The organism is Bdellovibrio sp. HCB185ZH (genome assembly GCF_047302455.1).
Taxonomy (GTDB): Bacteria; Bdellovibrionota; Bdellovibrionia; order Bdellovibrionales; family Bdellovibrionaceae; genus Bdellovibrio.
Map to the genome: position 1 here is coordinate 2,749,666 of NZ_CP178624.1, position 22,403 is coordinate 2,772,068.

Genomic DNA, 22,403 nt, shown 5'->3' on the forward strand with positions numbered 1-22,403 from the left:
CTTGCGTTATTAGAGTTTTGTGTCTATATAGGTTCCATGGAAATCACTGTAAAAAAGTTATTAATGCAGGAACTCGCGAAAAGGCAGGCACGCAATTCATCATATTCTTTGCGTGCCTTTGCGCGGGATTTGGATATTGGTTCCACGACATTATCTGATGTGATGGGGGATCGCCGTTCACTTTCTAAAACGAACTTAGAGAAAGTGATGGAACGCCTGTTGGTTTCTCCATTGGAGAAAGAACTTCTCTGGGCGGAGTACAAGCAAGGCTCTAAGAAGGTTGAAATCGACGATCGTCTTCTTATGGAGGAAGATACGTTCCGATTGATGTCGGATTGGTATTACGTGGCTATTTTGAATCTGGCGAAACTCCCGGATAACAAAGCGAATCCTCGCTGGATTGCAAAGCGGTTAGGAATAAAAGAGTCAGAGGCAGAACATGCGCTAGAGCGTTTACTCAGACTGGATCTTCTGAAAAAAAACCGCAACCGTATGGTGCGAACAGCGAAACCAATCTTTATCAATAGAGATGTACCGTCAGCTGCAATACGTAAGCATCACACTCAAAATTTACATTTAGCAGAGCATTCACTCCACAATGATCCTGTCGAACGCCGACAATTTTATTCGATCACAACGGCAGTGAATCCTGAAAAGCTTCCTTTAGTTAACGACGTGATTTTAAAGACTCGTAAAAAGATCGAGGATCTGCTAGAAGATGGCCCGTTATCTGAGGTATATACGTTTTCGTTTCAATTGTTTCCGCTCACGAAAGTGGACGGTAGCATGGAGGATCAGAGTGAGTAACCTAAAGAAATCAATTTTTAAAATCCGCTCTTTCGTGATGATGGCGATCACTATGTCAACAGTCGCAGCGAATGCACTTGTTGGGGGTGATTTTATCGGTAACGGTGGTGGTATCGCTGAAAAGAACGTTCTTTATGCTTATGAGCGTTTAGAAAAATACATCGAAGTCTGCCTGACTTCGGATGCTTGTAAACTTGATCCGCGTCAGCGCCAAATCATCAGCCAGATTGCAAAAGGTCTTCCTCAAGAAGTCAGAAGCCGCATGCTTTACTTCGGCTCTGAACAAAAGACTCCAGGTTTCTTTGTAATTGACGGTTTGGTTCGTGTTGCAAAAACGGGAAGCACTCCAAATTCCCCGATCTATATCAATTCCGATCTCCTTTACAGCAAAGCTCCGACAGGTGAATACACTGCAGTTTCAATTCCAGAAGCGGTAGCTATCCTGGTTCATGAGTTCGGTCATCATTATGGTGGCTACTCTCACGAAGAATTGGATTTGTTGGGTGTGCGTATTTCAATGCTCGTTCAATCTAAATTGTCGGTAACTCCGCTGTTGCCATGGAGTAGCGATTTCTCTGCGATGGTCTTTACAAAGGACGTCTATACAGCGACACCAGATGTGATCCTAAACGTGGGTGAGGATTTGATCGATATCTCCGCTGCGATTGAAAACGAGGCCATGTGCTATCGCTTTTCAATCCCGGTGCCAATTCTGCCTATTCCGGATTTGGACCTGGTTAGCAAAAAACCAGCGGGTTCCGTTCTTTATAACTTGCACTGGGATAAATTCGACGAGAGCAACACGAAAATGAAAGTGAAGCTTATCGGGAATATCTCGAACTCTTGCTTGTTCAAAACAAACATCCTGCTTCGTAGTAACGAATACAAGATGTCTATCAGCTTCACAGCGACGAAGGTGAATAACAAGTGGAAGTATGATGCGAGTTCCTTGGTGGTCGAGCAGTACCGCGATCCGTGGTATAAGGTGATCCGCTTGCCGTTCCAGCCAATGTCCTGGGGCGAGATGGGTTTCGAACCGATGATCAAATTGGATAAATAAAAAAAGGCCGGGATTTCCCGGCCTTTTTAGTTTTCAGATGTATGCGTTGCTTAGTGTTTGCTCGTTGCTTTGATATAGCCTTCGTAATCAATGTGATTGTCATAAGTAACAGTCTCGTTGATTTCGATGATTCTGTTTGCAACCGTTTGTAAAAGCTCGTGGTCATGACATGTGAAGATCACAGTGCCTTTAAAACGCTGCAGGCCTTCATTGACGGCCGTGATGCTCTCTAGGTCCAAGTGATTCGTCGGACCGTCAAGGATCAGGATGTTAGAGCCTTCCAGCATAAGTTTTGAGAACATGCAGCGAACTTTTTCGCCCCCGGAAAGAACCGTTGGTTGTTTCAAGGCGTCAGAGCCCGAGAACAACATTTTACCCAAGAACCCACGCAGGAAGCTTTCGTCCTTGTCTTCAGAGAACTCACGTAACCATTCAACCAAGGAAGACTCGCTGCCTTGGAAGTATTTAGAATTATCTGTCGGGAAGTAACCACGAGTTGTCGTGATACCCCACGTGTAAGAGCCAGAATCCGCCTGCATTTGACCGGCGATGATTTCCATTAACAAAGTCTTAGCCAAGTCATTACGACCCATTAAAGCGACTTTATCGCCTTTTTTCAGGGTGAAACTAACGTTCTTAAGAACAGTTTCGCCTTCCCAAGTTTTAGTGATCTTATCAACCACCAAAACGTCATTGCCCAATTCGCGTTTGATATCAAACCCGATGAATGGAGACTTGCGGGAAGAAGCTGGTAAGTCGTTGAACTCAAGCTTCTCTAATTGTTTTTGACGGGAAGATGCCTGAGCAGACTTAGAGGCATTCGCACTAAAGCGCGCGATGAAGGCTTTAAGCTCGTCCGCTTTATCAGCACTCTTTTTGTTTTGGTCAGCAAGCATGCGTTGTTTTAGTTCACTCGCTTGGCGCCAGAAATCATAGTTCCCGGTGAAAGTCGTCACTTTGCCATAGTCTATATCGGCAATGTGAGAGCACACCTTGTTCAAAAAGTGACGATCATGCGAAATCACGATGACAGTGTTATCGAAATTTAAAAGGAATTCTTCAAGCCAGTTGATCGCATAGATATCCAAGTGATTCGTCGGCTCATCCAGAAGAAGGATGTCAGGGCGGCCAAACAAAGCCTGCGCCAAAAGCACTTTTACTTTCTCGCCGGGATTTAATTCTTTCATTAATTTGCTGTGAAGCTCATCACCAATACCCAGTCCCGCTAGCATGACGCCAGCTTCGGACTCTGCTTCCCAGCCATTGAGCTCAGCAAAAGTGGTTTCTAACTCAGAGGCGCGGTGACCGTCTTCTTCTGAAAAGTCAGGCTTTGCATAAAGCTCGTCTTTTTCGGTCATGACTTTGTAAAGCTTCTCGTTACCCATCAGAACGGTCTTAAGAACAGGGTATTCATCGTAAGCGTAGTGATCCTGCTTTAAAACAGAAAGGCGTAGGTTCCCGGGAATAATGACTTCGCCTGTATTTGGTTCGATCTCTTTGGAAAGGATTTTAAGGAATGTGGACTTACCGGCGCCGTTAGCCCCGATCAGGCCATAACAGTTGCCCGGAGTGAATTTCACATTTACGTCTTCAAAAAGCTTTTTGCCACCGAAACGGAGGCTGATATTGGATGTGCTGATCATAGGGAACGGTTCTACGCAAAAACCGTTCTAATAGCAAGACGGCAGTCGAAACTGCCGTCGGTTATGCCCGTTTTTTCATAGAGGGAACTATCTGCGGGAAGCAAATTTCCCTTTATTGCGATAGTACTGCACCCATTGCTGCCATGTTTGAGATGGCTTAGGAGTGGTAACTACTGGAGACGGTGAAGGTTTAGGTTGAGTTACAACCGGAGATGGCGCTGGAGTCGGCTGAGTCACAACTGGTGATGGCGCCGGTGTCGGCTGTGTTACCACTGGCGATGGTGCAGGAGTTGGTTGAGTCACCACCGGTGTGGAAGCACCTGAAGACGTTTTCAAACCATAGAAATATTCAGCCAGGTCCACTTCACCTTGAGTGTAATAGTTTTTATCCAAAATGCGCGCATCTGCACCGATATGGGATGGCAAGGACAAAGTCGCACCCGAGAAGCTTGAATCATCAGCTAGCTTTAACAGCTGAGAAGACCATTTTTCATCATTCGGGTCATAAATTGAAACCGAACTTGCGGAAGCACCTTGTACCGCTACGGAGTGACCATACTGACGAGTGAAGCTGCAAGTTTGGCGACCGCTGGCCATCGATGAACATTTAGGAATATAGGATGCAAAAAGAATGGAACCCAAGCTTCCACCCTGCATTTCTGCAAGAAGGTTTGCCGGTGTCAGGGATTTTTGTGAGTTTTGGAAACTAAAACCCGTGGCGCCGCTTGAGAAACCTTGAGCAATTTTAGCGAAAGTTTTATTCGCATCATTTACATAGGTTCCGTTGGCAGAGGTGGTTTTCATATCAATACCTAGCATAACAACTGCGCCGTAGGAACCTTGTTGGTAAAGGCTTTCCGTAAAGCTGCCAGCAACGATATCTTTTTTTGTATTGAAGATCGACTCCATCACCATAGTGGATGAAGTTGGCAAACAAGCCATTGATCCGAACTTAGCTTTAACTGATGATTCCATTTGATCTAGGAGTGGCATGTCTTCAGCTTTACATTCAGTTGAAGAACAAGTGATCCCTGCGTTGGCAATATTATATGTGAGAACGGTCGCTGCAAATAAAGCAGTTGCTGTAAATTTCATTGGCCCCCCAATGTCAGTTACTCAAAGCAAATAAAGGACCATGGGGTCGTTTTCGTTTTAAACGAATTAAACGAACATCAGCTGTCCAAAGTCTAACAGGTGACTAAAGCATGGACTTTGTTTCCAGTTGCAATTTCTTAGGGCACACAGGGATAATCTATTAATGAAGCAAACTTTCGTGGTTTTAGCCGCTGTAGCCCTTGTCGCCGTTCTATTTTTTAGCCGTGAAAAAGAGCAAAGCGTCGATCATTCAGCCGATCCACAACCGCCGCCGGAGGCCGTGACAGATGGAACGACTCATAAAGCAGCAAACCGCAATATCGCTTCAGCGTCGACTCCTTTAGCGACGGTACCTAAGGTCACTTCTGTTCCCGTGGAAACAAAAGAACGCGCTCTCTTAATTGATCTTATTAAGACGACTCGTGCTGCGGAAAATAAATCTGATCTGCGTGGGCGTGTGAAAGAGCTGCGCGCAAAATTCAATGCTCTTCCTAACAAGAAACAAGTCCTCTGGGATTACTATAGAGATCTGCAAGCTGCGAACTCTGCACATTTTGAAAGAGTTGAAGCTTTGGATATGATAAATGGCCGTGGTGGCGATAAACAGCTCGCCGAGGTAGCTTTGGCGGAATCGCTTGATTATGCGCCGGAAGCAACAATCACAATGGATAATGCCCGCACCGAGCAAGAGAGAAATATCGCCTCTACAACGGATCAAAGTTATATCCCTGTCATTGTTGCCTATGAAATTTATCTGAATAACTGTGGCAGTTATGCGGGCTGCCAGCAGGGTCTATTAACAGTTATCGCCAATAATCCCAATCACAATATGAGAGCGTCACTTATCGAGGCAGTGAACAAACGCTTTCCTCAATCCAAACAAGAGTTCGCTGCGGATCTCGCAAGATATCAACTGAACTAATGTAATCCCATAACGACACAATCGAATCGCATCAACCTGAGAAAATATAGGTAACTTTTAGACAGATTGTTGAGAGTTAGACAGTTAAGGTTGATAATAAAGTATCTGGCACGTCTGTGGGTCCTAGTAATAGGGCTGAAAATTATGGAAGGTTTTTGTATGAGCCGCAGCCAGGATAAAAACAGCTTTTTGATTGTTAGTGGTGATCCCACGCGAATCACCGCGATTTCCGACATTCTCAACAAACATTTCACAAATTGCTCTGTGTTTCACGGCAGCGATTGGTTCGACACGAAATACAAAATCGACAACGTCAGACCGAAAATCATGTTTGTCGACGAGTATCTACCTAAAGGTTCCGGCTACGATATTATCGCCAAAGTTTTAAAAGAAAAAAATAATAACGGCATCTTCTTAGTGATGATGTCCTACGTTCCCGATCACGATATGTTTCCACATGAAGTGCAATCCGGACGATTATCATTCCTGTCAGAGCCAAATAGAGAATGGGCTTTGCTGGAAGTTGTCTCTAAAATCGTTGCTCCCAAGCCAGTGAAGGATGGCTCCCAGTACAAGCTTCGCAGTTTGACTGTGGGGGAGACTTTGTTCAAGGAAGGCGACGACACGGAAGTTGTCTATATCGTTAAACACGGAACTTTGAATGCGTTTTCCGAAGCAACAACGGGAGACCGCGTGCGCCTGGGAGAAATTGGTCCCGGCGAATTCGTGGGCGAGATGGGGCATTTTAATCACGAGCCCCGTTCTGCGACCGTGGAAGCAGTCACCGAAGTAGAGTTGATTGAAATTCCCATGTCAGCTCTGGAGAGTGTGATTTTCTCCAAACCTGCCTGGGCTAAGGCCCTTGTGAAAACTCTCGCGTTGAGATTGAAAAGAGCCAATAAAGCGCTGACAGGCTAACCAGCAAACAGTGTGCAATGTCATATTGACGGAAACCTCCGGTCTTTCTGATTCTTAGAGTCAGATTTCAGACGGAGGTTTTTTTATTATGGCATCCAATATGTTTAATTGGGTTGAGCTGGCTGCGACTGATATTTCACGCGCGATGACTTTCTATGAAAAGTCATTTGATCTAAAATTCAAAATGGAAGAGATGGGACCGCTGAAGCTTGCATTTTTTCCATCGGGAAATATGAAAGAGTACGGGGCTTCAGGTGCTCTGGTTAAGGGCCCGGGTTATAAGCCTTCTCATGAGGGAACTTTGCCGTATATTCCAGTGCAAGACATTGAAGCTTCGCTGCAAAAGGTGAGCGATAACGGTGGAAAAATTCTTTCAGGCAAAAAATCAATTGGTCCTTATGGCAATATTGGAATTTTTGAAGACACCGAAGGAAATCGTGTAGGTCTTCATTCTATGTAGGAGAAACATCATGCAGAAACGTCAGCTGGGTAAAACAGGAATTCAAGTTGCCCCTTTGTGCTTTGGAGGAAATGTTTTTGGTTGGACAATCGATCAAAAAACGTCCTTCCAGTTATTGGATGCCTTTGTGGAGGCAGGTTTTAACTTTATCGATACGGCTGATGTTTATTCGCGTTGGGTCCCTGGTAACAAAGGTGGGGAGTCAGAAACCATCATAGGGAACTGGATGAAAGAGCGTAAAATCCGCGAAAAAATAGTGGTTGCCACAAAAGTGGGGATGGAACTTGCTACCGATAAAAAAGGTTTAAAAGCTGCTTACATCAAACAGGCCGTGGAAGATTCTTTGCAGCGTTTGCAGACGGATTATATAGATCTTTATCAGTCGCATACGGATGATATGGAAACTCCAATCGAAGAAACTTTGGCAGCTTATGATGCTTTAGTTAAGGAAGGTAAAGTTCGCGCTATTGGCGCTTCAAACTTTACGGCGAAACGGCTAAAGGAAAGTCTACACATCTCGGAAACTCAGGGCTTTCCGTCTTATGTGACTTTGCAGCCAAAGTACAACCTTCACGATCGCGAAGGCTTTGAAAAAGAACTTGAGCCTTTGTGCTTAAATAAAGAAGTAGGAGTTATTCCCTATTATTCTTTAGCGAGTGGATTTTTGACAGGCAAGTACCGCTCGAAAGAAGATGTGAAGCAAAGTGCCCGGGGAGAAAAAGCGCTCAGCTATCTTGATGAGCGTGGAAAAAAAATTCTGTGGGCTTTAGATGATATTTCAAAAGATTATCAGGTAAAACCAGCGACCATAGCACTGGCCTGGCTTATGCAAAGGCCTGTGATTACGGCTCCGATTGCGAGCGCTACCTCCCTGGATCAGCTAAAGGATTTGACCAAAGCTTCGCAGATAAATCTGACGACAGTGGAAGTCGAAAAACTGGATTTTGAGAGTCGCTATTAACCCTGTCCGAGATTCCTTCAGGGTTCTGGCTCTGCAAGGGAAATAATCCATTTTAACGCGGGAATCTTGGTTGCAAAGAAGGGCTCTTTTCAAGGAAAGTAGCCCTATGCTTCAGGACCCCGTTTCCCCGGTACAATCTATGGATCCAAACCGTTTAGAACAAACGCTGCAATCTGCGTTTGGTCTTTCGCAGTTTCGTATTGGGCAAAAGGAAATCATCAACGGCATTCTATCCGGCAAAGACGTGCTGGCGGTATTGCCAACAGGTGGTGGCAAGTCCCTGTGCTTTCAATTTCCGGCGGTTTTTTCAAATAAGCTGGTGATCGTTATTTCTCCGTTGATCGCTTTGATGAAGGACCAAGTCATGTCCTTACAAAGAAAAGGCATCCCCGCGGGCTGCCTTTATGCAGGTCAAACGGATGCAGAAAAACGCCAAATATTTCAGGACATCGAAAAGGGCGGAACGTATTTGTTGTATCTTTCCCCAGAGCGCGTGCAGAAGGAAGGCTTTCAGCGCTGGATTCAAAATCGCGCGATTGCTTTATTCGCAATTGACGAAGCTCACTGTGTATCCCAGTGGGGTCATGATTTCCGTGAAGAGTACAGTCAGCTTGAAATTCTAAAAAGACTGCGCCCGGATATTCCAGTTCTAGCATTGACCGCTTCCGCGACTCCGACAGTTCTTGCGGATATTTCAATTAATCTCAAACTTAAAAGTCCTGAGCGTCGTGTTCACGGATTCTATCGCTCCAACCTTTATTATCAGGTTGAGTTCTGCGCTGACGAAGAAGCTAAAGCGGCTTTATTGATGCAGGCAATTCAACAAACACCAGAGGGGCGCATTATTATTTATTGCGGAACCCGCAAGGTGACGGAAGAGCTCGCAGGACAGCTGCAACGTCGCTTGGATAAGGTGGGATATTATCACGCCGGTCTTTCCACCTCTGAGCGGACTGAAACGCAAGAGTCCTATGAGCGTGGCGATTTAAGAATCCTGGTTGCGACCAATGCCTTCGGCATGGGAATCGATCAACCTGATGTGCGCCTGGTCGTTCATTATCAGATGCCTGCAACGATTGATTCGCTCTATCAAGAAATGGGACGTGCCGGCCGGGATGGCCTCGATTCCACATGTTTGATGTTGTATTCAAAAAAAGATAAGGGTTTGCAAACTTATTTCATCACTAGCTCTGAAGCTCCCAAGGAAATCAAGAACGCGCGCTGGAGAAATCTTGATGCCTTAGTGAATTATGCTGAGGGCGGAGAGTGTCGTCACGCCGAGATTCTTACATATTACAAAGATGCTCAACGTATTGAACGCTGTGGTCACTGTGATACTTGCTTGCCTCAATCCGAGCGCAAGGTCGTAAGACCAGTAGCAGCGCTAAAAGCTCCTACAAAAACCAAAACTCGTTCAAAAGTGTCAAAGACCACTGTCGACATGGACGGCTTGGTGTTTGATGAAGCGCAAGAGGCGCGCTTCCAGCTTCTTAAAAAATGGCGCAAAGAAAAGGCGAAGGAGCTCGACGTTCCTGCCTTTGTTGTCTTTGGCGATTTGACACTGAAGCATTTAGCAGTCCAAAACCCACAAAGTCTGGATGAACTTAAAAATGTCCATGGCATCGGCGAAGCAAAGCTGGCAAAATTTGGTTGGGACATTATGGCGGAGCTCGGTCAGTAATTTTTCCGTCAAAATCTTCCGGAGGCATTCATGAGAGTTGCTATCGCCGGAGCCAGTGGGTTCATTGGGAAAGCTCTGGTTGCAGATTTAAAGGGAACTTATTCTATTGTGGGCCTAAGCCGCTCACAGCACACTCATTCTGAAGAACATTCTTCCTGCGAATGGCGCAATTGCGATCTCTTTAGTTTATTGGACGCCGAAAAAGCGCTGGAGGGAGCTGAAGTCGCCATTTACCTGGTGCACTCGATGCAGCCTTCGGCTCATTTGTCTCAAGGCTCCTTTGAAGATTTTGATTTGATCGTCGCAGACAATTTTTTAAGAGCCGCTCAGAAGAACAAAGTTAAAAAGATTATTTATGTCGGCGGCCTTATTCCAGATGACGAAAGAAATCTGTCGAAACATCTGCAAAGCCGTCGTGAAGTGGAAAGTGTTTTTCTAAATAGCGACATTCCCACCACAATTCTAAGAGCTGCGTTGATCATTGGTTCCCATGGTTCGTCCTTTCAAATCATGACTCGTCTGGTGAAAAGACTTCCGGTGATGTTATGTCCCAAATGGACTTCTACGGACAGTCAGCCTGTTGCCTTGGACGATGTTCTAAAAAGTATTCGCTACAGCATGGAGACCGTCGAAACCGACAACAAGATTTATGATTTGGGCGGTCCTGACATTCTTAGCTATAGCGAGATGATGTTAAGAGTGGCGGATCAACTGGGATTAAGAAGAACTTTGTGGAAAGTTCCTTTTTTGACGCCGCACCTGTCAGCTCTGTGGGTTCGTCTGGTAACGGGAGCCCCCAAAGATTTGATCAATCCACTGATCGAAAGTTTACGTAATCCCTTGCTGGTGCGCCCAGATCATCGCTTGGAAATCCCAGGTCACCGTTTTATGGGAATTGATGAGGCCTTAAAAAAAGCCATCGATAATTATACGGATGCTAAAAAGCCCCACGCCTTTCACGCGGCAAGGGATGCGAAACACGAAGTTCGCTCGGTGCAAAGAATGCCTTTGCCGGCGGGATGGACGGCCAAAGACGTGGCTTTGGAGTACATGGCCTATCTGCCGGTGATGCGCCCACGAGTTATGAAAGTGGAAGTGAAAGATCGCTGGGTCTATTTCAGCAATCGCTTTCCTTACATTCGCTTGCTCGTGCTGGAGTATTCTCCGGATCGCAGCTGGGGGCATCGCGAGCTTTTTTATGTTCGAGGCGGACTTTTCTCTAAAAAGAGCGGCCGGGGACGTCTGGAGTTTCGGGAAGTTCTGGGTGGGACCGCTTGTCTGGCCGCCATTCATGATTTCAGGCCACGACTTCCCTGGTACTTCTATAAAGTGACGCAGGCCTATGTTCATTTATGGGTGATGAAGCAATTTGCGCGGCATCTTGCACGCCCGCTTGTCGAGCGCCCTAAGTTAGGGTAAATACTTGGGAATGAAAAAGATCATTTTGACGGGCGACCGCCCCACTGGCCCTTTACATCTTGGACACTATGTCGGCTCTTTGCAAAATCGCGTAAAGTTGCAATCCGATTACAATCAATACGTTTTGATCGCGGATGCGCAGGCATTGACAGATTATTATGAAAACCCAGAACACGTTCGTAAGAATGTAGAGCAGGTTGCACTTGATTACCTCGCTGTGGGAATCGATCCAAAGCAAAGCACGATCTTTATTCAATCTCAGATTCCAGAGCTTTTTGAACTGACGTTTTATTTCATGAACCTGGTGACAGTTGCTCGCCTGGAAAGAAATCCAACTTTGAAAGATGAAATCCGTCAAAAGAATATGAAAGATTCCATCCCAGCTGGTTTCTTCACATATCCGGTTTCTCAAGCAGCAGACATCTTGGCATTTAAAGCTGATTTGGTACCAGTGGGTGAAGACCAACAGCCTATGATCGAGCAAACCAACGAGATTGCTCGCAGATTTAATCACCTCTACAAAACCGAAGTATTCCACGATACCAAAGCGATGGTCGGCACAACAGGCCGCCTGACGGGTATCGATGGGAAAGCGAAAATGTCTAAGTCTTTGGGTAACGCGATTTACTTAGGCGATACTCCCAATGAGCTTAAGAAAAAAGTAAATGCGATGTACACGGATCCAAATCACTTGAAAGTTGAAGATCCAGGAACAGTTGAAGGACACGTGCCATTCACATTCCTTGATGTCTTTGATCCAAACCAAGCTGAAGTGGAAGCTTTGAAAGAGCACTACCGTCGCGGTGGTTTGGGTGATGGCGTTCTTAAAAAACGCATCTTGGAAATCTTGGAAGCTAAGCTTGCTCCGATGCGCCAACGCCGCGAAGAATACGCAAAAGATATGGGTTATGTGCGTGAAATCTTGCGATCTGGCACAGAATCAGCCCGCACTGTTGCAGCACAAACTCTTTCTGATGTTAAAAAGGCGATGGGTATTGTGTACTAAAGGGGACGACCTGCAAAGGAGCCCCTTATGGCTAAACTCGCTCGCGATGTCATGTCCAATAATGTGATCACAGTTTCAGTCGGAACGACCCTGGCCGATGCAAGACAGGTGATGGAAAGAAATCAAATTCGCCATTTACCTGTCATGGATCAAGACGAGCAAATCGTCGGCGTCATTTCTCAACGAGATATTCTTAAAAACTCCAGTCAATATCACGCCCGTGTGGAAGACTTTATGTCTCGCCCCGTGGTGTGGATGGCTCATGATTTGTCATTACATTCTGCGATTGAAAAAATGCTCGATCTGAAAATCAGTTCGGTTCTGGTCGGGGATGAACACAACCAATTGATTGGGATTGTAACAACAGATGACTTATTGCGATTGCTGGCGCAAAGTTTAGATAAAATTCCAAGAAAACACACACTTTCGACGTTGTTTGATATCGAAAGCTTAGATGAGATCGCCTATAAGATCTCACAGACGGGAATCTAGATGAGAGTTTTGGGCCTGACATTAGTGGCGTTAGTTGCAATTCAACATTTCATCTTCATGTATCTGGAGATGTACTTGTGGACTCAGCCCACAGGCCTAAAAGTTTTCAGAAATACTTTCGAGAAAGCGCAAGCCACCGCCGTCCTCGCTGCCAATCAGGGTCTTTACAATGGTTTCTTGGGAGCGGGTTTGTTGTGGGGACTCTTTCAACCGAATGAGGCCTTTGCTTATCAAATCAAAATGTTCTTTCTGGTCTGTGTGATCATTGCAGGATTTTACGGGGCGTACAGTGTCAGTCGCCGTATTTTCTTTATTCAGGCCTTACCAGCTATTCTGGCTGTGATCTCGTTGCTTTAAAAATTTCCCGCAAACAATGCTGGCAGGTGAAAGCCAATCACCACGGCAAAAGGCAGCGTGATTGGCACAACGATGCCCCACGGTTTGGGATTGTGAAGCAGATGCAAAAACGTAATCACAAATACGATCGGTGCAAAAAGCATCAAGTTTAGGTTCACTGCGAGACCCAGAACCAAAAGCAGACCTGATACGATTTCGATGACTTTGGTTGTTGGCATGATGAAGCGAGTCTCGATACAAGCTTCTACGAACTTTTCAATGACGGGTGGAGAGGGTGGAATCGTCACCCAGTTAAAGAAGCCATTCAGGCCCCAGAAGGCCATTTGTAAACCGAATATCATACGGCAGACTACTTCAATAATTTCCATGCTTCACATTGTAGCCAGGCCTTTGACGTGTTGTCGAGGCTGTTGATTGATTATTATCACTGGACTTCGCAGGATTCGTCGATCGCTCTCTCTCCTTGTTAGCTTGAAAGAGGGAGTGGCGGTGGAAGAAGAAGAAATCGAGCTGCGCAAATTCGAAGAGCAAGATGTGACCAGAAGCGAGCTTTATCACGAGCTCGCCAAGGAATGGTATTCCTCTAATAAAGGTCCTATGGCTTTACTCCGCCATGAAACCAATGCTCAGCTGACTTGGATTCTAGGTGAGATTCGCAAGTACATCGGCTTTCACGCAGAAATTTTAGACGTGGGGAGTGGTGCGGGATTTTTCTCGAATGCCGCGGCTAAAGCTGGTCACGATGTGACGGGACTTGATATCTCTCGCACCAGTTTGAGAGTGGCGGAGATGATGGATACCACCGGCCGCGTGAAATATGTCGAAGGTGATGCCTACCGCATGCCTTTTCCCCGAGAAAGCTTTGATGTTGTAGTGGCGATGGATCTTTTTGAGCATGTGTCAGACCCGGAAAAGATTATTTCTGAAATGAGCCGGGTATTGCGTCCTGGGGGCATTTTCTTTTTTCGCACGATAAATAAGACTTTGGTTTCATACTTATGGATGAATAAGTTTATGAAGTGGTTCTTAAATCACACGCCCGAGAAATATTTTGAATATCGTCTGTTCAGAAAACCCTCGGAAGTGCAGTTGTGGCTTGAAGAATTCGATTTGGAAGTTCAGGCCATGCGAGGACTTCGTCCCGTGGTTTTTCAGAGGAGCATTTGGAACCTTATTAGGACGAAGGAGCTTCATCAGAACTTTCAATTTGTCTGGTGCAAATCAAAACATGTTTCGTACACGGGCTACGCTAAAAAATTTCGCGACCATTGATGTTATGTGAAAAAATTGAAACGTGAGTTTCCATTAGGGGGGCGTATAAGTACCTCCATATGAAACTTAACCAATTCTTGAAGTACACAAGCTTGCTCTTGATCGGGCTGCTTGCGGGCAATGCCTTTGCGTTTGTCATCGGTATGGGCCCGGTCATGGAAAAGCTGTCGGCTTCGTCCTATATCGCTTTTCATCAATCCATGCAGCGATCATTTTTGTCTTGGACCCCGCTATTGTGTCTGGTGGTCGTATTTAAACTTGCCGTGCACCTTTTCGTGATGCGCAGGCATTGGCAGAGGGTGGAGTTCTTTTTGGTTTTGTTCGCTATGCTTTGTGTGGCCGATGAACTAGTGATGACTTGGACTGGGAATATGCCGCTCAATCGTGTGATTCATATGTGGCAGTTTCAAGGGCCTCCAAATGACTGGGAAAGCATTCGTGTGCAATGGCTGAATTTAATGTACTGGCGCTGTGCTTTGCTGGTGGCAGGCTTTAGCTTTATGATCGCCTCAGTCCTCACTAAGAAGACTGAGTCTCCGATTTTACAAGATGTCTCTGTTGCCTTTTAGGCAGATTATTTCGCATCTCCGGTGAAAGACCTTTTTGCTTCGGCTCTGGATATACTTTCAAAACCTTTGGCAGTTCACGTGTGCCTGGTGCCATATAATCTGAAATCAAAAGCTGTCTAGCCTCTTCGTGAGGCCAGTGCAGATGATCCGTCAAATACACCATGGCTGATTCCACCAAGTTGATTAATGAAATACCAAAGGACTGGGCATGTCGTGCCGACATGTATTCAGTAAACGCAAAATACTCCCAAAAGAATGATTTGTGTTCAGCAAGTTCTGAACGGCTTTTGATCGCCGCCACGAAATTTTTGAAGTTTCCGCTGTTCGCAAACAGGTCCCAATACTTTGCAAAACGATTCATTTTTTGCATCGTTTGGAAATCCATCATTTTTGTGCGCAGGATTTGGAAAGGGGGATGTTCAGAATAAACCATTTCCCACTCTTTGTCGTGACGGGAAATCGGTGCACCTTTAAGTCGTTTCAAGATACCCACTTGAATTTCATCGGGACGAAGCTCTGCCAAAGTGTCAAAGCCCTTAGCAAAGCTATAAATATCCTCGCCGGGAAGGCCTACGATCAGGTCGGCGTGAGAGTGAATTCCTGTTTCTTCTGCCAGAAATTTAAAATTCTCTTTTACTTTAGCCAGGTCATTTCTGCGGCTGACCAGTCGTGCAACGTCCACGTTCCAAGTTTGAATACCAATTTCAAACTGCAAAGAACCATGAGGGAATTTTTTGATCAGCTCGCGAATCTCTGTCGGCAGACGATCCGGCACCATTTCAAAATGCAGGAACAATCCCAGTTCGATGCGCTGAAGGAAGAAGTTCAGAATTTGCGTGCAGATTGTGGGGCTAAGGTTAAACGTGCGATCGATAAATTTAAATTGTCGAGCACCGCGATCCAAAAGGACCTGCATATCTGCCAGGAAGGCCGTGATTTCAAAGTTACGGACTGATTTATCCAAAGATGATAAACAGTATTCGCAGCGATAAGGACATCCGCGAGACACCTCAACATACAGAACGCGGTTTTTGATATCCTCATCGGAATAGAAACTATACGGCGATGCGATATTTTTAATTTCTGGAAGTGGTCCCTTGATGTACTTGTCTTGAGGCAATTCACCACTTGCAAAATACTTCTGGCAAAACTCATAGAATAAGAAATCTGCCTCACCCTTGAACGTGAAGTCAGCAGTGTTGCAGATCGCCTGGGTCTCACTTTCATGAGTTACTTCAGGGCCTCCCAGAACCACAATGGTCTCGGGACTGATGCGTTTGATAAGACTCACCAGTTCGTAACTTTCGTTGGCATTCCAGATATATACGCCAAGTCCGATAATCTTAGGGTTGAGTTTCAAAAGTTGTTCCGCGATGTCGCGCGGATCTTTCTGTGTGGTGAACTCAAGGATCGATGCGCGTTCTTGGAGTTCTTTTAAATTCGCATAAAGATAGCGCAAACCGAAAGAGGAATGCTGATAAGTTGAATTGAGTGTGACCAACAGAATGTCATTTTTCATCGTGCTCTCATCATCGCTAAAGTTCGCGCGTTCAAGATTAATCTTTGCTGGTTGTGGACAACTTAGCTAACATTGTAACTAAGTAATCTATTTCAAAGGAATGATTCCATGAAAACTGCCATGATGGCCCTTTTACTCGTTGCATCGCACGCTGGCGCTCACCAAGCGTCCCTTGAAACCTTCTCCACGAAGCCTATTTTGGCGGACCTTGCGGACCTTAAGGCTTTGGACATTCCTGTCCTGGCTAAAGAAGAATCTGTAGGTGTCGGATATGCGGTTATCACTCCGGAAATGCAACTAAAAATCCAAGAGCGCGCTCATAAAGTGGGCAAATGCGGTGGCTTTGAAGATTTGACTACAGAAAAGAACTTCCAAGCTTTGAATTTTACTTCAATGTTGAGTTCTTTGGCTGAAATCAAAGCTAAAAACGACCTTTACGAAAGAGCTCCTTTTGCAGCCGTAGCGGTTGAAAAAAGCCCTAAAATCGAGGCGGCAGTAGCTGAAGTCAGCGAGCAAAACCTGCGTGAGTGGGTGACTTGGTTGTCTTCTTATCCAAATCGTTACAACCGTGGCAAAACACCAAATGCTCACGTTGAAGATATGAAAAGACGTTTGCAGACTTTGCTGGCGAGCTCGAACATCCCATATGAAATTTCTTTGATCTCCCATGATTCCACTCCACAGCAATCAGTGCGTGTTCGTTTGCCGGGTTCCACTCGTCCAAACGAGATCGTAGTTTTGGGTGGTCACTTGGATTCCATCAATCAAGGATGGGGCGGCGGTCAGCAAGCTCCCGGCGCTGACGACAACGCTTCTGGTTCTGCAAACTTGCTGGAAACTTTGCGCATCATCAGCCAAAAAGAACAACCGCAACGTACGATCGAGTTCTTCTGGTATGCCGGTGAGGAATCAGGTCTTTTGGGTTCTGCGGAAATCGCGAAGTCTTATAAAGGTGAAAAACGTGATGTGGTTGCAGTCCTTCAGCTGGATATGACTTCTTATCCAGGCGCGGGGGAGTTTGTGATCGGTAACATGACAGACTTTACCAGCAAGTGGTTGCATGAATACCTAAGAGCGGTGAACGAAGCCTATTTGCATGCACGTATCGTTGATGATCAATGCGGCTACGGTTGCAGCGACCATGCTTCTTGGTTCAGACAAGGTTACCCAACTTTGATGCCTTTTGAATCCACTATGCGCGCGGATAATCCAAATATCCACACGGCAAAAGATATCATCAATGATAAAACGAATTTTGCTCACTCTGCGATGTATTCAAAATTGGCAGTTGTATTCGCAATGGATCTTGCAAACTCTACGGCACGCCAACCTTACTAGCTTAATAAATTCAAATTGATTACAGAAAAAGCCTCCGCGGGAAACCCGGAGGCTTTTTTCTTTTTTCGTAACGTTGTAATTAAGACTTCCGCGAATTTATTTTTCCGATTAATATACCGCTATAAACTCGCGCGTGTTTAATCGATAACGTTTTGAGGCCCTTGTGAGTCGTACACTAAAAGTCATCAGTGTTGTTTTCCTGGTTTTACTGGTCAGTTGCTTAATTGGCGTGACTTATTTGGAATTCGAATCACATCAAGTCAAATCCTATGCCGGGGAGTTCTGCCAAGCCGTAAACATGGAGCAGGAGCTTCCAAATGTTCTCATGAAAATCCGTGACATTGTTTTTTATCGCGTCTTTGTTGATGAATCGAATGGCAAATACTGGGTCATTATCCCAGGTAAAGATGTTGCCGCCGATTTTCATAAATTCGTAAATGGCAAAATGACCGTGGTCTTTCGCACGAAAAGTCCTACGACATATTCCTGTGTCATCGAAGTTCAAAATAGCCGCGCGCAAAAGGCGACATTACTCGGCGGCACTTAGCTCCACTTATCCAATTGTTTGAAACGTTTTACGATGTCTTCAGTAAGCGCATCGTAGTCGTCTTCTTTGTGAGCGATCATGTAAAGAGAGTGTTTCCAGTAACCCGCTTTAGGGCCAATGACCGTGATGAGGCCCATTTTTATTTCTTCCAGTACATAGGGCAACGGCAAGAAACCACATCCTGCTCCATCAACAATCGCGCGCCCCACGACTGACATGATATCTGATTCAAAGGAAATCTTTTTACGAGTTTTAATGTTCTCAATGAAAAGATCGGTTTCGTGGCGCAATTTCATTTTGTACGACGGAATCACTAAGCCACCCGGAAAGGCCGCGAGGAAATCCTGGATACTGGTGTTTTTCGAAACACGCATTTTGAGTGTTTTCAAAAGCTGGGTGGAAACCATCAAATTTACAGGTGCGGCGATGGATGCAAGCTCCACGACGTCCTCTGCGTAAATGGGTTTGTTTGTCAGCATCAGGTCTGCTTCTTTGGTTCTTAGAAGCTGTAAAATATCTTCGTCTGGCGCAGAAGTAATGGAAATAATTTTGTTGGTTTTCCCTCTGTTATCCCGAATAACGGGAGAGAGAATATCAGCGATAAAAGGTCTTTCAACCTGCTCCGAAATTCCGATGTGAAATCTTTCGGTCATTTTTTCGCCCGGGGATTTTAGCGACTCAGCCAACTCATTTGCTACGTCAAACATGCGTTTTGCATAGGCGAAAGTCTTTTCGCCGTCAGACGTAAGTTGGAGCACACGACCTTTTTTTTCAAAAAGTTTTACCTCGATATTGCTCTCTAAAATTTTTAATTGCGATGAGAGGCTGGGCTGGGAAATTCGTAGATATTTAGCAGCGTTTGAAACACCGCCAATTTTTGCCGTCACGTAAAAATAGTACAAGTGATTAAAATTAAACATAAATTACCACCCGGTTTTAGAGGTGAAATCTGGCTCCACTTTGGAACCCGGACCACGACATCGGTCGCCCAACTGCCCAAGAGCACTAGGGAATTCTAGAGGGCCCAGACTGAACCTATAACTTTAACTTATGTATGTCATTTAAATTATATATTTAAAGAATTGTTGGGTCTCAGCGATAATGAAAGAACAAGGAGGTAGATATGCAAACAGACATCTACTACAGAGACATCACACGTACAGAAAACCTTGAAGCTTACTTACTTGAAAAAGTAGAGGCCTCAATTGAAGATTTCTTCAAGTACGATAGTGCTGCTCACCTCACCGTGAGAGTCGAGACTACAAGACATCGCACTCACGCTCGCAAACCAAGTTACACTTGCGAGGTCGTTTTAAAACCCACTCATACAAAAGGCGTTATTAAAATCGCCAAATCAGATGACAGTTTTAAAAGAGCCGTGATGCAAACCGTAGACTCTTTGAAATCTGTTTTGCGTCGCCGTTCCTCTAAAAAAGCCATGCATCGCAGACATGATCCGATGCTGAATTATTTCCCAACTGAGGAAGAATCCCAGTTGATGGCAGAAAACCAAGCTGGGTGGTAAGCCCCGCTTGGACGATGGGAAGAAAAATATAAAAGAAATAAGATAAACAATTAACCGAGCAATCAGAAAGGAGTTGGCCCATGGGTTCTCATAAATCGAAACCAGTTGAAACCGATCTCAGAGCAAAAATCTGCGAGCGACTTAAATGGGATAAACGAGTGAGTCCTGCCGACTTCGATGTGATTGTGCGCGGATGTTCCGTGATTGTTACAGGCAGTTGCGATACATCATATAAAAAAATGGCAGCCCTGGAACTCGTCTCCGATTTTGAAGGAGTATGGTCTATAGAAGATCGCATTGTGGTTCCATCTGACTATTATCGCTCCGATGAAGAGCTAAAAAAGTTAATCCTGGAATCTTTGGAAGATTTCGTCATGATCGGTGGCGAACATATCGAAGTCTTTGTTGAAGATGGCATTGTAACCCTCGAAGGCGAAGTGTTCCGTCCAAGATTAAAAGCTTTAGCAGTCGGCTCGGCATGGGAGCTCTCCGGTGTACAGGATGTGATTAACAATATTGTTATTACAGACCGTCCACGCCGAGCTCCTTTTTTTCAAAACATATACCGGGACACTGATAGTTCCGGTCCTTCCGCAAAGGAGGCAGGTTGATGGTGATTGTTAGTTAAATCATGCGGTCCTTTTCCCAATATCCCTCCATGAACAAGGCGCCCAAGCGGCGCCTTTCTTTTTTAGGTGCCAGGTCCTATTTACGTATGCGGTGCATCCGTAAATAGGACCTGGCACTTTTTGCGGAAGCGCCGCAGAACCGCTGCGGTTCCGCGATGCATTCCCGAAAGGTACGCCGTACCTTTTAGTTCTATGAAAAAAGTTTTGATTCTTAATGGCAGTCCTTCTGGAGATCAGGGCAACTGTGCCGCCTTCATCGCAAAAATCCGTAAGCTAGATAAAACTCTTACTTATGATGTCGTTCATTTGGCTAAGTCTTCAGTCAGTTCGACTTTGAAAAAGAAAATTGCCGCGTGTGATTCAGTGATTTTTGTGACCGGTACCTATTGGGATTCCTGGGGAAGTCCAATGCAAAGACTCCTAGAAGAAATTACCGACATGGAAGCCACACCAGCCATTATGGGCAAACCTTGCGCTGTCATGGTGCTAATGCACTCGGTGGGTGGAAAGTCTGTTCTGTCGCGCTTGCAGGGCGTTTTAAGCACTATGGGATTCTTGATCCCGCCAATGAGTGGCATGGTCTACTCTTTGGTGTCCGACATTGCACTTAAGAACAAGAACACACATGTCAAAGACTTCTGGCAAATTGAAGATGCGGAATTGATTTTGGAAAATCTGAAAGCAGCGATGGCAATGAAGGTGGCCTGGACAACTTGGCCCGTGGATAAAAAAGATCCGCGCAGAAAATGGTTTAAAGCGTGAATCCGCAAAGGGAGTGCTAAGACACTCCCTTTTTATTTGCGTTTACTGAGCAGGAGCTGCGACACCTTTCGCTTTGGCATTGATGGTGACGTTATCCATGTCAGTCATGATTTTCACAGTGCCCATGGCTTCGCCTTCTTTAGCAGGGACGAAATAGAGTATGAAAGTACAAGAGTAAGTGGCGTCTAATTTTCCCAAGCAGTCTGTGTCTGCCCAGTAGTCTTCGCCGGTCATGGTGATGCTGCTAATGTAAACAGCTTTGTCGTCTGGAGCTGTGAACTCCCAGGTTTGCGAAGCACCATTACCCATAGTCACTTCTCCGAAATCATAATCAATCGCGACTTCCCCGGTGGCATGCACGGGACTTTTCATAAATGTATGAGAAGGAGACGCATAAGCACTCCACGAGAATGTGCTGGCCAGCATAAGTGCGATCAAGGTTTTCATAAAGAACCTCCTTACGGTTGCCTTTATTGTGAAACAACGGTGAGAAGCAACAAGTAGGGAACTGTTGTATGAAAGGAAAGTAACTGCCGGCTTGTCTTTCGAAATATCCAGACGGTGTGAAGGCACAAAAAAGGGAGCTTCATCAGCTCCCTTTTTTTTGGACAAAGTAAGTCCGTACCTTTTATGTCATTGCTTTTGTAAGGTCTTGAACTTTTTTGGAAGCGTAACATTGAGATACGTAATCCCAGTTCACTTGTGACCAGAAAGTTTCAAGGTATTTAAGGCGAAGGTTGCGGTAATCAACGTAGTAAGCGTGTTCCCAAACGTCAGCCACCATAATTGGCGCTGGGCCGTTGTTAGTGAACGGAACTGCTGCATTGGAAGTAGATACCAGGCTCAATTTGCCAGAAGCATCTGTGCACAGCCAGATCCAGCCAGAACCGAAAGTTTTCATACCACCGTCAACGAACTTAGCTTTTAGTTCGTCCATGGAACCGAAATCGCGTTTGATGGCTGTTTCAAGATCAGCAGAAGCTTTGCCGCCTTTGCCTACGGGAGCCATGTTGAACCAATAGAATGTGTGGTTCCAAGCTTGTGCCGAGTTATTGAAGTTACCACCAGATGAAGAAAGAACGATCTCTTCAAGGGATTTACCTTTCAAAGAAGAATCTGTCTCCATAGCCTTGTTCAAGTTGTCGATATAAGCTTTGTGATGTTTGTCGTAGTGATAAGTCATTTGCTCTTCGTTGAACAAAGGAGCCAAATCAGTTTTAGCGTATGGAAGTGTTGGAAGTTTAAACATAAACATCTCCTGTTAGGCTTCGACCAATGTGTCGAAGCGAGTTTCTCGATAGTCTCCGACCGGGTCGGAGGAATCCTTAATGAAACTATATTGAAAATGGAGATGGGTCTATCTTTTTAGAATTGTACAGGACTCCGCCCAAAAGACGGAGTCCCAAGAGACATTTGGTGAT

At 45.3% G+C, this 22,403-nt stretch carries 25 protein-coding genes; 18 read left to right on the forward strand and 7 right to left on the reverse strand.

All coding sequences use genetic code 11. The features are described 5' to 3' along the window. Positions 1-36: 36 nt before the first annotated feature. Entirely contained in the window at positions 37-807 is a 771-nt protein-coding gene (locus ACLSU7_RS13440; protein ID WP_413292407.1) for a DUF4423 domain-containing protein, read from the forward strand. Further along, a complete protein-coding gene (locus tag ACLSU7_RS13445; RefSeq protein WP_413292408.1) occupies positions 800-1,867 on the forward strand; it encodes a hypothetical protein in 1,068 nt (355 codons plus the stop codon). The genes ACLSU7_RS13440 and ACLSU7_RS13445 overlap by 8 nt, the downstream gene beginning before the upstream one ends. Positions 1,868-1,917: 50 nt before the next feature. On the opposite strand, the gene ACLSU7_RS13450 is transcribed toward ACLSU7_RS13445, so the two are convergent. Both ACLSU7_RS13450 and ACLSU7_RS13455 read right to left on the reverse strand, forming a co-directional pair. After that, positions 1,918-3,510, reverse strand: coding sequence for an ABC-F family ATP-binding cassette domain-containing protein (locus ACLSU7_RS13450; RefSeq protein ID WP_413292409.1), 1,593 nt, complete (start codon positions 3,508-3,510; stop codon positions 1,918-1,920). 87 nt (positions 3,511-3,597) lie between these two features. Then, positions 3,598-4,605: a hypothetical protein gene (locus ACLSU7_RS13455; protein ID WP_413292410.1), complete on the reverse strand. Its 1,008-nt coding sequence runs from the start codon at positions 4,603-4,605 to the stop codon at positions 3,598-3,600. Between the two features lie 163 nt (positions 4,606-4,768). On the opposite strand from ACLSU7_RS13455, the gene ACLSU7_RS13460 reads away from it, so the two are divergent. The 9 genes from ACLSU7_RS13460 (at position 4,769) to ACLSU7_RS13500 (ending at position 12,821) form a co-directional block, all read left to right on the forward strand. Next, entirely contained in the window at positions 4,769-5,527 is a 759-nt protein-coding gene (locus ACLSU7_RS13460; protein WP_413292411.1) for a hypothetical protein, read from the forward strand. A 159-nt stretch (positions 5,528-5,686) separates the two neighbouring features. After that, positions 5,687-6,445 (forward strand): cyclic nucleotide-binding domain-containing protein, encoded by a 759-nt coding sequence (locus tag ACLSU7_RS13465; RefSeq protein ID WP_142701756.1) that lies wholly within the window; start codon positions 5,687-5,689, stop codon positions 6,443-6,445. 88 nt (positions 6,446-6,533) lie between these two features. Beyond that, positions 6,534-6,905: a VOC family protein gene (locus ACLSU7_RS13470; RefSeq protein ID WP_413292412.1), complete on the forward strand. Its 372-nt coding sequence runs from the start codon at positions 6,534-6,536 to the stop codon at positions 6,903-6,905. Between the two features lie 10 nt (positions 6,906-6,915). Then, entirely contained in the window at positions 6,916-7,866 is a 951-nt protein-coding gene (locus ACLSU7_RS13475; RefSeq protein WP_413292413.1) for an aldo/keto reductase, read from the forward strand. Between the two features lie 106 nt (positions 7,867-7,972). Further along, on the forward strand, positions 7,973-9,547 hold the full coding sequence (locus ACLSU7_RS13480; RefSeq protein WP_413292414.1) for a RecQ family ATP-dependent DNA helicase: 1,575 nt from the start codon (positions 7,973-7,975) through the stop codon (positions 9,545-9,547). Between the two features lie 30 nt (positions 9,548-9,577). After that, positions 9,578-10,966, forward strand: coding sequence for an NAD(P)H-binding protein (locus ACLSU7_RS13485; RefSeq protein WP_413292415.1), 1,389 nt, complete (start codon positions 9,578-9,580; stop codon positions 10,964-10,966). A gap of 10 nt (positions 10,967-10,976) precedes the next feature. After that, entirely contained in the window at positions 10,977-11,972 is a 996-nt protein-coding gene (gene trpS, locus ACLSU7_RS13490; protein ID WP_413292416.1) for a tryptophan--tRNA ligase, read from the forward strand. A 27-nt stretch (positions 11,973-11,999) separates the two neighbouring features. Then, the gene (locus tag ACLSU7_RS13495; RefSeq protein WP_413292417.1) at positions 12,000-12,464 is read left to right on the forward strand and encodes an HPP family protein; all 465 of its coding nucleotides are present in this window, start codon (positions 12,000-12,002) and stop codon (positions 12,462-12,464) included. Further along, on the forward strand, positions 12,465-12,821 hold the full coding sequence (locus ACLSU7_RS13500; RefSeq protein WP_413292418.1) for a DUF1304 domain-containing protein: 357 nt from the start codon (positions 12,465-12,467) through the stop codon (positions 12,819-12,821). Here the strand turns inward: ACLSU7_RS13500 and ACLSU7_RS13505 are convergent. Next, positions 12,818-13,189 (reverse strand): hypothetical protein, encoded by a 372-nt coding sequence (locus ACLSU7_RS13505; RefSeq protein ID WP_413292419.1) that lies wholly within the window; start codon positions 13,187-13,189, stop codon positions 12,818-12,820. The genes ACLSU7_RS13500 and ACLSU7_RS13505 overlap by 4 nt on opposite strands. 121 nt (positions 13,190-13,310) lie before the next feature. On the opposite strand from ACLSU7_RS13505, the gene ubiG reads away from it, so the two are divergent. Further along, positions 13,311-14,093 carry a bifunctional 2-polyprenyl-6-hydroxyphenol methylase/3-demethylubiquinol 3-O-methyltransferase UbiG gene (ubiG, locus tag ACLSU7_RS13510; protein WP_413292420.1) on the forward strand — a complete coding sequence of 261 codons (783 nt, stop codon included), beginning with the start codon at positions 13,311-13,313 and terminating at the stop codon, positions 14,091-14,093. Positions 14,094-14,152: 59 nt separating this feature from the next. Beyond that, positions 14,153-14,662 carry an anthrone oxygenase family protein gene (locus ACLSU7_RS13515; RefSeq protein ID WP_413292421.1) on the forward strand — a complete coding sequence of 170 codons (510 nt, stop codon included), beginning with the start codon at positions 14,153-14,155 and terminating at the stop codon, positions 14,660-14,662. On the opposite strand, the gene ACLSU7_RS13520 is transcribed toward ACLSU7_RS13515, so the two are convergent. Next, entirely contained in the window at positions 14,613-16,181 is a 1,569-nt protein-coding gene (locus tag ACLSU7_RS13520) for a DUF4080 domain-containing protein (RefSeq protein ID WP_413292422.1), read from the reverse strand. The two genes, ACLSU7_RS13515 and ACLSU7_RS13520, sit on opposite strands and share 50 nt — an antisense overlap. A gap of 108 nt (positions 16,182-16,289) precedes the next feature. Here ACLSU7_RS13520 and ACLSU7_RS13525 point away from each other — a divergent pair, with 108 nt between their 5' ends. Next, the gene (locus ACLSU7_RS13525) at positions 16,290-17,519 is read left to right on the forward strand and encodes a M20/M25/M40 family metallo-hydrolase (RefSeq protein WP_413292423.1); all 1,230 of its coding nucleotides are present in this window, start codon (positions 16,290-16,292) and stop codon (positions 17,517-17,519) included. Positions 17,520-17,682: 163 nt separating this feature from the next. Further along, the gene (locus tag ACLSU7_RS13530) at positions 17,683-18,066 is read left to right on the forward strand and encodes a hypothetical protein (RefSeq protein WP_413292424.1); all 384 of its coding nucleotides are present in this window, start codon (positions 17,683-17,685) and stop codon (positions 18,064-18,066) included. Here the strand turns inward: ACLSU7_RS13530 and ACLSU7_RS13535 are convergent. Next, complete coding sequence (locus ACLSU7_RS13535; RefSeq protein WP_413292425.1) at positions 18,063-18,986, reverse strand: LysR family transcriptional regulator; 924 nt, start codon at positions 18,984-18,986, stop codon at positions 18,063-18,065. The genes ACLSU7_RS13530 and ACLSU7_RS13535 overlap by 4 nt on opposite strands. Before the next feature lie 203 nt (positions 18,987-19,189). Here ACLSU7_RS13535 and ACLSU7_RS13540 point away from each other — a divergent pair, with 203 nt between their 5' ends. From ACLSU7_RS13540 to ACLSU7_RS13550, 3 genes are all read left to right on the forward strand, one after another. Next, positions 19,190-19,591 (forward strand): HPF/RaiA family ribosome-associated protein, encoded by a 402-nt coding sequence (locus ACLSU7_RS13540; RefSeq protein ID WP_413292426.1) that lies wholly within the window; start codon positions 19,190-19,192, stop codon positions 19,589-19,591. 80 nt (positions 19,592-19,671) lie between these two features. Then, the gene (locus ACLSU7_RS13545) at positions 19,672-20,202 is read left to right on the forward strand and encodes a BON domain-containing protein (RefSeq protein WP_413292427.1); all 531 of its coding nucleotides are present in this window, start codon (positions 19,672-19,674) and stop codon (positions 20,200-20,202) included. 210 nt (positions 20,203-20,412) lie between these two features. Next, on the forward strand, positions 20,413-20,982 hold the full coding sequence (locus ACLSU7_RS13550; protein WP_413292428.1) for a flavodoxin family protein: 570 nt from the start codon (positions 20,413-20,415) through the stop codon (positions 20,980-20,982). A gap of 42 nt (positions 20,983-21,024) precedes the next feature. Here ACLSU7_RS13550 and ACLSU7_RS13555 read toward each other — a convergent pair whose 3' ends face one another. Beyond that, complete coding sequence (locus ACLSU7_RS13555; RefSeq protein ID WP_413292429.1) at positions 21,025-21,429, reverse strand: hypothetical protein; 405 nt, start codon at positions 21,427-21,429, stop codon at positions 21,025-21,027. 181 nt (positions 21,430-21,610) lie between these two features. Continuing rightward, positions 21,611-22,231: a superoxide dismutase gene (locus ACLSU7_RS13560; protein WP_413292430.1), complete on the reverse strand. Its 621-nt coding sequence runs from the start codon at positions 22,229-22,231 to the stop codon at positions 21,611-21,613. Between the last annotated feature and the right edge of the window lie 172 nt (positions 22,232-22,403).